General features: G+C 38.1%; 10 protein-coding genes. 5 read left to right on the top strand and 5 right to left on the bottom strand.

All coding sequences use genetic code 11. The features are described 5' to 3' along the window. Position 1: 1 nt before the first annotated feature. Both AC07U8_RS10675 and AC07U8_RS10680 read right to left on the bottom strand, forming a co-directional pair. Entirely contained in the window at positions 2-577 is a 576-nt protein-coding gene (locus tag AC07U8_RS10675; RefSeq protein WP_494737853.1) for a TerD family protein, read from the bottom strand. A gap of 57 nt (positions 578-634) precedes the next feature. Continuing rightward, complete coding sequence (locus AC07U8_RS10680; protein WP_494737854.1) at positions 635-1831, bottom strand: TerD family protein; 1197 nt, start codon at positions 1829-1831, stop codon at positions 635-637. A 446-nt stretch (positions 1832-2277) separates the two neighbouring features. Here AC07U8_RS10680 and AC07U8_RS10685 point away from each other — a divergent pair, with 446 nt between their 5' ends. The 5 genes from AC07U8_RS10685 to AC07U8_RS10705 are packed head-to-tail and all read left to right on the top strand — an operon-like array spanning position 2278 to position 7128. Next, positions 2278-3150 carry an ATP-grasp domain-containing protein gene (locus AC07U8_RS10685; RefSeq protein ID WP_228270434.1) on the top strand — a complete coding sequence of 291 codons (873 nt, stop codon included), beginning with the start codon at positions 2278-2280 and terminating at the stop codon, positions 3148-3150. 5 nt (positions 3151-3155) lie between these two features. Next, positions 3156-4277, top strand: a complete 1122-nt coding sequence (locus AC07U8_RS10690) for a phosphoribosyltransferase domain-containing protein (protein WP_151801416.1) — start codon at positions 3156-3158, stop codon at positions 4275-4277. After that, positions 4267-5046, top strand: coding sequence for an HAD family hydrolase (locus AC07U8_RS10695; protein ID WP_224963503.1), 780 nt, complete (start codon positions 4267-4269; stop codon positions 5044-5046). The genes AC07U8_RS10690 and AC07U8_RS10695 overlap by 11 nt, the downstream gene beginning before the upstream one ends. Beyond that, positions 5039-6205, top strand: coding sequence for a cysteine protease StiP family protein (locus AC07U8_RS10700; protein ID WP_419262960.1), 1167 nt, complete (start codon positions 5039-5041; stop codon positions 6203-6205). The genes AC07U8_RS10695 and AC07U8_RS10700 overlap by 8 nt, the downstream gene beginning before the upstream one ends. Further along, entirely contained in the window at positions 6202-7128 is a 927-nt protein-coding gene (locus AC07U8_RS10705; protein WP_419262961.1) for an HpcH/HpaI aldolase/citrate lyase family protein, read from the top strand. The genes AC07U8_RS10700 and AC07U8_RS10705 overlap by 4 nt, the downstream gene beginning before the upstream one ends. A gap of 27 nt (positions 7129-7155) precedes the next feature. Here the strand turns inward: AC07U8_RS10705 and AC07U8_RS10710 are convergent, their stop codons facing one another. From AC07U8_RS10710 to AC07U8_RS10720, 3 genes are all read right to left on the bottom strand, one after another. Beyond that, positions 7156-8685: a helix-hairpin-helix domain-containing protein gene (locus tag AC07U8_RS10710; RefSeq protein WP_270382378.1), complete on the bottom strand. Its 1530-nt coding sequence runs from the start codon at positions 8683-8685 to the stop codon at positions 7156-7158. A 43-nt stretch (positions 8686-8728) separates the two neighbouring features. Further along, a complete protein-coding gene (locus AC07U8_RS10715; RefSeq protein ID WP_494737855.1) occupies positions 8729-10606 on the bottom strand; it encodes a PP2C family serine/threonine-protein phosphatase in 1878 nt (625 codons plus the stop codon). 139 nt (positions 10607-10745) lie between these two features. Then, positions 10746-11798, bottom strand: coding sequence for a TerY-C metal binding domain-containing protein (locus AC07U8_RS10720; protein WP_494737856.1), 1053 nt, complete (start codon positions 11796-11798; stop codon positions 10746-10748). Positions 11799-11896 lie beyond the last annotated feature (98 nt).

The following is an 11896-nucleotide window of genomic DNA, read 5'->3' on the forward strand; positions in this document are numbered from 1 at the left end:
ATTAGATGCTTATACCGAACTGTTGGCACATTGCGCTTAAACCGCCAGCATAACCTTGTCCTACAGCTCTAAACTTCCACTCACCATTATGGCGATATAATTCACCAAAAATCATGGCAGTTTCTGTTGAATAATCTTCATTCAAATCGAAACGCACAATTTCAGTATTGCTTTGATCATTTACCACACGAATAGACGCATTTTGAACTTGACCAAAATTTTGACCGCGACTTTCGCCTTCATGAATGGTGACTGTAATTGCAATTTTTTGAACATCTGCAGGTACTTGTGCCAGATTAATGCGAACTGCTTCATCATCACCATCACCCGCACCTGTACGGTTATCACCTGTATGTTCAACAGAACCTTCAGGTGAACGGGTTTGGTTATAGAAAATGAAATCGTGTTCACCACGGACTTTACCGCTTTCGCTCAATAAAAATGCTGAAGCATCTAAGTCAAAATCTGTACCATCGGTTGCACGCGCATCCCAACCTAAGCCAACCAAAACTTGGTTTAAACTTGGGTCAGTTTTGCTTAAAGATAAGTTGCCACCTTTGTTTAATGAAATTGCCATTTATATTTCCTCTACTTTATTGCAGTGTGCATTGATTGTTTAAATATATGCACTCGATTAATTTTTAGAACCATGTGTCCATCGGAAACCGAAACCATAATGTTCATCTAAATATTTTTGATCTTTAAAATAACGAACTTCTCGGTTGGCTTGTATAGTGCCATTGTTATTCTTTAATTCTACAATAGAACATGTTGTCAATTGATTACCATCCGTCAAATGAACTTCAATTTCAGGTTGATCTGGGATCTTAATGGTGACCACGCCATCCGTTGCTGCCCATTGCGCAGCACCTTGATAAATATAAGCATAAATCACAATACGTTCAATTTGATCCCACTGATTACCATTAATGTGCAGATTTTCACCCTGTACAGATGAACCTGTACGATCATCGCCATCAAGCTGAATAAATGGTTTGACCTCAAAACGGCCAAAACGATTACCCAGCGGTTGTACTAAATCAATTTCACCATTTTTAAGTTGCACCATCGCGCCAAGGTCTAGATCTATTGCACTTGAACCCGATAGTTTCTGAAAAAATGATTGGGATTTGGGCTGGCTTTTATTCCAGTTTAAATTGACTGAAATTTTTCCAAAACCATTGCCTTTCTTGCTTAAATTGATGCTTGAATTGTTTTTATCCAATCGAATTTTAGAAAGATTAATATTTGTAGGTGTAGGTGTAGGTGTAGGTGTAGGTGTAGGTGTAGGTGTAGTATTTTTCACTTCATCGGCAATCACAACACCAAAGTTTTCTGCCAATGGCTTTAATCCACCATTAAATCCTTGACCAACAAAACGAAATTTCCATTGGCTGTTATGTAAATAAATCTCTGCAAGGATTAAGGCTTTTTCAGTTCTATTCCGAGTATCCAAATGTGCAGTCGCAATACGCTGTTGCGCTGCATAAAGCTCAATATCAATCGGAACAATATTTCCAATGGTGTTTGGTTCATTGATCGTGACACAAATAGCGATTTTTTGAATTTGTGCATCTAAAAGTGCAGTATTGATTTTTAATTTAGTGAGATTTGGGTTCTTAGATGATGATTCTAGCAAAACCACACTTTGATTGGAGGTTTGACGTTGTCCATAAAAAATCATGTCCTGATCACCACGCACTTTAAGCGTGCCTTGGGCCAGTAAATATGCTGTAACATCTAATTCTATGTCAGATGAAAAACCTGTTTTTATACAAATTTCAATATCCTGAGCAGGTATTTGAATATTTCCACCAGCAACCAGCTGCATAAATCCTCCACTTTATAGGTATATTATCGCTTTTTGATAAAATGAATTTAAAATCATGCGTTGTTCAAATGAAGTTTTTAAATTAACTTTCTTTATAAAAAACAAATAAAAATAGATATGCTATGTTTTACCATAAAAATTCCTAATCTCAAGTGTTTCAGTGTTTTTTTCTTGGTATTTGATTACTTTTACAAAATATTAAAATTAAATATTGTATCACTATGGGGAATTGTTATATTTTCCAGCGCATCAGATAGTCGCTTTAAAAACTTCGTTATTCTTTATAAAAATTTGAGATTAAATTACCCGTGCTACAGCAATATAAAATTTGGATCGCCGAGTGTTATTCCTGCCAAAATGATATGATTCAATTACTGAAAAGTTCGAGTATATCAAAACAGCTGACTATATTTTGTTCTCACAGCCGTAACCGCCCCGAGCTTGCATTGAGTGCTGATTTTTATCTTGAGCAGCCTGCTATTTCAAAGAGCGCTGAATGGTTATTGGAACAATGTATTGAACATAATATCCAACTACTCTTTTGTGGAAAACACAGTCAGCATATTGAGCCGTTTAGAACCCAATTTGAACAACATGCTATTCAGTTGATTACTGGTACACTCAGCTCAGAACAGCATGAGTTGATGAACAATAAATATCAGTTTACCTTACATTGTGAAGCGCAAAATTTATCTGTCATTCCAGCGTTATTAGCCAATTCCACAGAAACGCTGAAGACATCCATTGAAACATTACAGCTACAACATAGTGAGATCTGTGCTAAGCCTGTTTATGGGGTTTATGGTGCAGGCTTTGTCCGTTTACAGAATCATGTATCGTACTTTAAAAATTTTAGCTCACCGACCAAATGTAATACTCAGCAATTTATAGAGGCATATAGTCAACAGGAGGAACCTGTTGAATATCTGATTATGCCTTATTTGGCTGGGCAAGAATGTTCAGTTGATATTGCTTGTAGTCAAGGAAAGATCATTGCTCAAGTAACCAGAATCAAACATGTTTATTTCCAAGAGTGTTTTTTGCAACATCCTTGTCATCAAATTTGTATAGATTTAGTCGATTATTTTCAATGTGATGGACTAATTAACATCCAATTTAAACAAGATGAAAGCTTGCAATGGCATATTCTTGAGATCAATCCACGCCCTGCTGGTGGTTTTGCTTATACACAACATACGGGAGTCAATTTGATTGCCGAACTGATTGCTGAAAAATTAAATTTGAACTTAGTTCGAGCACCGCAACAATCGCCTGTTAAAGCTTTACCGATTGCCCATAGTATAAAATTGGATTTGTAATATAGATGAAGCATATAGATTTAAGTCGTGGGCGAATCACTGTTCAAGTTAACCAACAACATAGCCACTGGGCTTTAGATGATTTATTAGATTTTGCAGAAAGAATTAATCCTAAAAGAGCATTTTTATTTGTTTCCAAAGTATTGGGGAAACATATCCCTGTCGCACCCTCTGTCATGCAGCGCAGTTATAGCGATTTAGCCAGTTTAGTACCTACAGATTTGGCTGGGCCAATCTGTGTCATTGGTATGGCTGAAACAGCCGTCGGTTTGGGTGCTGGGGTTTATCGTGAATTAAAAAAACAACATGGCAAAAATGCGATTTTCTTAACCACAACACGACACCCTGTATCGACTTTACCGACATTGGGGCTTTTTCTAGAAGAACATAGCCATGCACAAGATCAGTTTATTCTAAGCAGCCATGATTCAGTTAAACATCAGCAAGTGATTGATTCAAAGACTTTGATTTTAGTTGATGATGAAATTTCGACTGGAAAAACCTTTAAAAACCTGATCAATAGTTTAACCAATTCCGGTTTGCAGCAAGTTGAACGCGTGATCTTGGTCACCTTGGTGAACTGGGCTGAACACAGTCTTGCAACGGATGAGCTTGATATCCCTGTGGAAGTGGTTTCATTATTGCAAGGAAATTGGCAGTGGCAAGCGAATCAACACAATATTCAGGTTAATATGCCCAATGTCAGCTCCACTGAGCAACAGGCACAGAAAATTATTGCACCAAATAATTGGGGGCGTGAGCCAGGTTATTTAGAATGTACGCCATGGGAACATATTCACATCAATCATCCAGGCGAAAAAATACTTGTACTCGGTTCAGGTGAGTTTAGTTGGATCCCTTTTCTTATTGCAGAACAGTTGGAACAACAAGGTGCTGAAACTTATTTTAGTTCAACAACCCGTTCACCGATCATGCAAGGACATGCAATAAAAAGTATTTGTCAGTTTCATGATAACTATGGGCTCAATATTCAAAACTTTGCTTATAACGTAAAACATCAAGAATTTGATCGGGTGCTTTTAGTGATTGAAACACACCAAGATAGCGTAGACCCAAGCTTGTTTGAACAAATTAAAAATTTGGAAGTGATCAGTTATGAACCCTAAACCTTTAGTCTTTGTCGACTTGGATGACACTTTATTTCAAACTTATCGAAAACAGCAACCGACTCCACAACATCAAATGGTGACTACAGATGTTTCAGGACAACCGCTTTCATATATGAGTCCAAAACAGCAGTCTTTTTTGAATTGGTTGCTTGAATCTGCTGAAGTTGTGCCTGTAACTGCTCGTTCAGTTGAAGGCTTTAAACGTGTACAAATCCCTTTTAAATATGGTGCGATTTGTTCACATGGGGGCACGATTCTGGATCAGAATTTAGCGCTAGATACAGACTGGTTTAATCTTCAAAAACAACATGAAAATCAACTCAATGGCATACTGACTGACTTGCCAGATGCTTTGCATGACTATGCCAAAGATTTGGGTGCAGTAAGAACTTGGACTTTAGTTGAAAATGAACTGAGTATTTATTCTGTTGCAAAGCAAAAACAAGCTGGTGCTTTATTTTTAGATCAGCTTGTTGAGAAATTACCTCAACCGCTACTGGAACAGTGCTATATCCATATCAATGGCAATAATTTGGCGATTATTCCACATCATGTCAGCAAACAAAGTGCGGTTGAGTTTTATATTCAAAAACATGATCCGCAACGGGAACGTATTATTTTAGGTTGGGGCGATAGTCTATCAGATGCTGGATTCCTCAGCTGTTGTGATTGGTTTGGAATGCCGAAAAGCAGTCAGTTGGATAAGTTTCTCAATACGCATTTAAGCCATGATTTTGACACTAAAGGATATTTAGGTCATGTCTAATTCATTGATCACACCACTCAATCCAATATTGAACGAACTTGGCTTTCACGGTTCATATCGTCCCGAAGATGTCACTTTTTTGATGCAGATTGATGATATTCAACCCACTGCAGTTGAAGAAAAAGAATATCTGATCCAGTCAGGAAAAATGCACTATTCACAAATGATCAGTGCTGAACATCCGCCAACGGATGAACAAATGCAACATTATCAGCATGCCTTTGAACAAGGTGCACAGCGCCTTGCCGAAGAAGTTCAAAAAATTGGTAACAGTTTGCTGCAACGTTTTCCCAAACAAGAGGTTGTTTTGGTGAGCTTGGTTCGCGCTGGTGTTCCTTTAGGTGTTTTACTCAAACATTACCTTGAAAAGCATCAGTCTTGCTATCACTATGGTATTAGTATTATTCGTGATCGCGGTGTCGACTTTGCCGCACTGCAAGCAATTATTGAACAACATGGTGCTCAGAATATCGTTTTTGTAGATGGCTGGACAGGTAAAGGCGCGATATGCAAAGAACTCACAAAAAATCTACAAGACATTCCTGAGCTCTTTGATGAAAATTGGCAGATCCCGCGTTTAGTTACCTTGTCTGATTTGGGTGGTTATTCTTGGTTAAGTGCCAGTACAGATGATTGGTTGATTCCATTTGGGATATTGGGTTCGGTGATCTCTGGACTGACTTCTCGAACGATTTTAAAAGAAACCATAGAACAGCAAGATGCTCGAAACAATTGCTATCAGACACAAAAATGGCACAGTTGTTTAATCTATGATCAGCTAAAACCTTATGATCTTTCTGTCAATTTTATTGAGAAAATACGACTATTGATTGAACAAAACCCAACTGATAAACAGGTGAATTGGAACAATCAAATTCGTTTAGCACAACAGCAACAATGTGCAGAAACGATTGACTGGATTGCAACACAATATGCAATTCAAAATATTAACCATATAAAACCCAGTATTGCTGAAGCAACACGTGCAGTTTTAAGACGCGTACCTGAACGAATCTTATTGAAAGATGAGTCTAATCCTCATGTACAATTATTATTGCACTTTGCACGTGAGCGAAATATTCCAGTCGATATTCTGGGAACAAAATTAGGTCCTTATCACGCAGCGACATTGATAAAAAAAGTAGAGAAGAAAAAATGAAGCCACTTTTACACGCCATTGAGCTTGGCGCGACTATGTATATTCCCGCAACACATGAACAATTGTGGGAAGTTACCCAAGGAATTAAATTTCCGCAGATTAAATCAATTGCGGTATGCCTTGAAGATGCTGTACTCGAATCAGATGTTCAAACGGCAATGGTGAATTTAAAACATTTATTGCAAAGACGACTAGATGAACCCAGTTTAAAAGCCCCTGCCATTTTTATCCGCCCTAGAAATATGGAAATGGCAAAGCACATTGTCGACTGGGATCTAAATCAAACATTTAATGGCATGATTTTGCCCAAGTTTAATGTATTTAATCTCAAAAATTGGATGAATGTATTACCTGCCAATTTGCAATATATGCCAACCCTTGAAACCAAAGAAATCTTTGATGTGGCACACAATATTGAACTTTACCAAGCTCTTAAATATGACTTTCATAAAACATTATGTTTAAGAATTGGTGGCAATGACCTCTTGTCCTGTTTAAATTTGCGTAGACCCAAAAACACCACGATTTATCAAACGCCCGTGGGCATTTTGATTTCACAATTGGCGGGATTATTTATTCCCAATGGTTTTCAGTTGAGTTCACCTGTCTGTGAACATTTTGAAAGTACACAGTTATTGATGCAAGAGCTGGAACAAGACATGAATAATGGAATTTATACCAAAACGGCAATTCACCCTGCTCAAATTGGGCATATTCATCATGCCTTACAAGTTCAACCTGAAGAGTTTCATGAGGCTCAGTTAATCTTAGCCCACGATGCTAAAAGTGTATTTAAATGTCATGGTTCAATGATCGAACCTGCCACTCATAAAAACTGGGCTGAAATGATTTTACTTAGATATAAAACTTTTGGTTTGGTCAAATCATCGTGTTCAACACACGATAAAATCTTGGTGGTATAAGCCTTATTTGGAGGTTGAAGCAGCGCATTATGCTTCAACCATTTGTACCACAGCTAAACGACCGCCATCTTGTTTAGAAAATAAAATTTGAACACCATCTTTTAGCTCAATTTTACCACCAATCGGGATCTGCGTTTTATTGGCAACATCGGTAAGATCAGGCATATCTTCATTGACCAACCACCACACATCATTATGTAAAACGAAATAGCCTTTTCGCTTGGTCTGTTCTGCGGTCAAGCGTTCATTCGGTGCAATCATATTATTGGTATGCCATGCGTAAATAGATTGGCCTGTCCATACCATTAAACGATGATTATCGGGTCTAAAATTACCTTGTTGCCGTGCTGAGTATAGATTGAGAATAGGTAATTTACCTTTAAACGGCGTATGGCAAAATGGGCACTCAGGTTTAGTGGAATTATCAAAGACATACCACTTTTGACCACAACGGGAATTATGACACGGCTGAATCAAATCCACGGTTTTGACCAAGGCTGTTTCCCAGTCGTTGGCTGAGGGGCGCTTGGCAGGATCATGTAAACCTTCGACAAAGCTTTTGATAAAGAGCTCAGACAAATACGGTCCAGTCACTGTAAATGGTATTTTTGCAGGATCCCCCCACGGTTGCTGACTGACTTTAAGTTGAGTCGGTTTCACCTGATTACTATGATCTGTTGGGTGTTCAATAAACAGCGCTTTTTCACCCATTCCCAGCGTTTCATCCTTTTGCGGATCATTCATATCATGAATTTTTCCACCTCGTAACGGATGTCGATAGAGCAAATACATATAAATCAATACCGCCAAAGCATGTTTATCTGTTGCAATACTGGGCAAATAACGATCGGGGTTATCCTTGGATAAATGACTGGTGCGTACCACTTCTGGCGCAATAAAATCAGGAGTACCGACAACGTCCGGTGGGTATTTTCCAGGTACCACCAAACCATCAACGTCGATAACACTGGCACTCCCAGAAACAGGATCGACCAAAATATTTTTATAAGATAAATCTGAATGGGCCAAACCCGCAGCATGCATACGGCGTACTGCGCGGGAAATTAGAATTCCTATTTTAAGGTAATTTAGCCAAGTGCCTTTTTCTTTGTCGTCGAGAAATCTGTTTTGGTTATTTGCACTTGCAAACCATTTCCCTTCTTTTTCTTTGCCTTTGATTTGCAGAAAATCATTATTTTTTGAACCATATTCAAAGAAAAATTGTTTCCTATAGGTTGGGGCGGTAATCCCAAGCAAATTATTATATTCCACTAAACCATCTGGCCAGCAAAAAATATTCTTCCAATAATCCCCACCAATCCCATTAAAAATACTTTGCCACTTATTGCCTACAATTTCTTTTAAACGATCTTTTTGCTGCTCAAAGGTGGCTTTAGAGTCATAAAACTTATTCTTTTCTTTACTAAAAAAGCACACCACATAGCTACGATCAGGTGAAAAATATACATCTTTCATTGCACCTGAACCGATAATTTCATCTACAAATTCTATTTCACGTCCATCAACGGTGGTACATTTAATAATTTTTGCTGACATACTTGCCACCTTACACTATATTCTTCAAATACTTAGATATTATTTATACAGATATTGTTGAATGCTTATTCCATAATACGGCCATGGTACGATCATCATGATGCCCAGCTGTAAAGAAATGCATCCATTCCAACAACGCAGTATCAGCTGCTTCATCCTGTAGCAGCGGATCCAGTTCACGGTATAAACTTTGCCATTTGTCAAAATTGGATAAGCCAGAATCTGTTTCAAATTTTGGATCTGAAATACCATCTGTCATCAACATAATCGCATGGGTATCTTTAAAGCAGCCTATTTTTAAACGGTTTGGAAATTCTGTAGCAATACTCAGATCTAGAAATTTGGTCTGTCCCGCATATTCTCCACCATCTGGAACATTCATCAGGCGCACGTTGTTCTCGCTATATACTGCGATTGCACCGTCTCCCACTGAGAATGCACTGATAAAGGTTTTGTCAGCTAATTTACATACGACCGCAACCAGCAATGTGGTTGAAAAATCTTTAGTATTTGCCCCAATCTGCTCTGCTTGTAATTTGATTTGGTTAATAATTGATTTATAAATTTCATAATATACATGATGAAACTGCTCATTTAACTTCTTAGCAACTGCAACAGTTTCAGCATCCTGACTAGCCACTTGCCACTTTTCTAAATCAGCAATCAGGCTTTCAACCGTGTGTGGGTTTAAATAGTTTTTAAACTCATTTTCAACAATCTCTACCGCAATTCGAGAACCTTCTCTGGAGTATTGCGCACTGCCTGCACCATCTGCCACAGTCAAGATCGACCAAGGGGTATTGTCGATTAAAGTAATGGAAAAATCGTCATCTCTAAATAAGCCTGCGTGTTCATGTGAACGGCCACGACGACTTGCAGCAATAATTTTATAGTCCACGGCATCAATCAAGGCTTGATCTAAATGCGGCTTGCTAAATTTCTGACCAGACTCAGGCTCAATGACTTTCCATAAACTGCGTGGGTCTGCAATGATATTCAACCGACACTGGGCGGAGCGTGTTTCTCCATCAGCAATAAACTGAAAAGAAAATTCGATTGAATCTGCTTGTTGTGGCTGACCATGAATACGTTGTGTTGCTTCATCGAAATAAAAACTTGTATCTGGAAATTTAAAGCTTTCAGATTTGAATGTTAATTGACTGACATCATGTTGAGAAATCACTGAAATTTGAGATTGATAGTGTTGTCCAACTCGGGCATTTTCAACCTGAAATTTAATGTCTTCATATTTACTTCGTCTAAACACAGATTCGATCTCTAATCTATTCTTCTCAGTTTCAGAAGATATTATTTCAGGGGTTGAGCTTATATTTTCAGGATCAATCGTCAGCTTGTTTTCTAAATTGAGTTCAGTTGCAGGGGCTGATGCTTCCTCGACTTGATCTGCAACAACTTGCTGTTCAACCTGTAGGATCGGTGTCAGTTGCAATGTTGTGTGAAGATCTAAAGTGATACTTTGCGCATCGGAAATTACTTCAACTGGGTCGGTGTTTTCAGATGATGTGTGGATTTGATTTGCATCGACTAAAGGCTCAACACAATTTTGTTGAATATTTTCATCAAGCTTGACTTGTTCATTCACGCTAATGTATTTATTGGTTCCAGTTTGCTGATTAAGACAAGCTTGCTCTTGAACATTATTTTGTACAGTGGCTTGGGTTGTACCCGAGCTTATATTTTCATGCTGAGACTGAATTACAGATGCATTATCCAATAAATCAGCTTCATCGATATTGTTCAAACGCGGTGAAGCTATCTTCACTTTTTCCAATTCATTAATGAGCTTTGAAAGTTGTTTGAGATTTTGTGGATCACTTAATAAAAATTGTGAAAATGTCTCACTAAAATCTGCGGGATTTTGTTCCAAAATCTGCTTTAATTTGCATACATCACTGTCCATTTTACCCTCTAGCCATTTTTTCTATTCTATTCGCTTGGTCACTCACCAATCACGATGCACTTAAGCGTTTAGCGATATAAGTTTTTAATATTGTTCAATATAGCAATGCTTCAATAATCTATTCATCAACCGATAAAGCCTAACCTTGCCCACGGGTTAAATCAAAATCTCTATCACCAGAAGAAAAACTGATTTGTCGACGACACCACGGGCAAACCACAGATTCCCGATATCCGTCATAACACATCAAATTACCGCATCCACATACCGCAAAAGCGGTCTCAGAAAAACAATGTGGACATTCAGGGAAACCATCGAGTTCGGCTGTATTGATCTGCTTATTGGATGCATTATGATCTGACCAAGTAAAATACTCCTCAGATATCGCACTACAGGTATCCAACTTAAAGTTATAGATATTGATATTTAAATCAGCTGGACCTTTATACTGTAAGTTGCGTATATATTTGATGATATAAGGTTTATTCATCTTTTGGCAGCGACCGACAAATATCGCACAATGATCATCAGCTTTATTTTTTTGCAGGGACAATGCATCTTTTGCCAAGCGCATATAACGCTCATCAATCGGCAACAGGTCATCTTTTTGTTGATGGCTACCAATACTGATACTTTGTGACACTACAGAGGCTGTGATCCACTTACACAAACCTTTGACATATTCTTGATTGATCTGATCAATTGAAATGGTATTTTCAGTGATCTTACTCAGCACAGAAAAATCAACATCTGCACCTAGACCAATGGCGACAACCGTCGCTTTATGCGCATATTTGGCATTCCAACGTTGAATTGCCTGATCATATTCATCGGTTGGGCGGCCATCGGTAAATATATAGACCATTGGCTTCCAATCGCCTTTGACTTCACTGGTGGTTTTCATCACATAACGATCAATTTCCTGACCCAAATGATCTAAAGCTTTACCCAAATGTGTCCCACCACCCAAGGGCAAATTAAAATGATTAAAGGCAAATAACTCAGTTAACGGGACCAATGTTCTAACAATCCCTGCATATGCAATTACTGAAACATATACAGTTTCAAGCGCATAAGGATCTTTTCTTAAACTGCTTAAAATAAATTCCACACCCTCTTGAACAGATTCAAGCGGCTGCCCGACCATTGATTCAGAACAATCAAGAACAAAAAATACCGGTAAACGGCGCATAACTTCACCTACATTATTTTTATCATATTATTCAAATACTTAAATTAAAGCAGATAAGCACTGATCTGTTTGATTTAGCATTTTTATCGTCACATCAT

It is taken from the genome of Acinetobacter sp. GW821-FHT01E09 (assembly GCF_059422385.1).

Coding starts and splice junctions, on each gene's coding strand:
- AC07U8_RS10675 (WP_494737853.1), bottom strand. CDS start 577: ATGGCAATTTCATTAAACAAAGGTGGCAACTTATCTTTAAGCAAAACT.
- AC07U8_RS10680 (WP_494737854.1), bottom strand. CDS start 1,831: ATGCAGCTGGTTGCTGGTGGAAATATTCAAATACCTGCTCAGGATATT.
- AC07U8_RS10690 (WP_151801416.1), top strand. CDS start 3,156: ATGAAGCATATAGATTTAAGTCGTGGGCGAATCACTGTTCAAGTTAAC.
- AC07U8_RS10695 (WP_224963503.1), top strand. CDS start 4,267: ATGAACCCTAAACCTTTAGTCTTTGTCGACTTGGATGACACTTTATTT.
- AC07U8_RS10700 (WP_419262960.1), top strand. CDS start 5,039: ATGTCTAATTCATTGATCACACCACTCAATCCAATATTGAACGAACTT.
- AC07U8_RS10705 (WP_419262961.1), top strand. CDS start 6,202: ATGAAGCCACTTTTACACGCCATTGAGCTTGGCGCGACTATGTATATT.
- AC07U8_RS10710 (WP_270382378.1), bottom strand. CDS start 8,685: ATGTCAGCAAAAATTATTAAATGTACCACCGTTGATGGACGTGAAATA.
- AC07U8_RS10715 (WP_494737855.1), bottom strand. CDS start 10,606: ATGGACAGTGATGTATGCAAATTAAAGCAGATTTTGGAACAAAATCCC.
- AC07U8_RS10720 (WP_494737856.1), bottom strand. CDS start 11,798: ATGCGCCGTTTACCGGTATTTTTTGTTCTTGATTGTTCTGAATCAATG.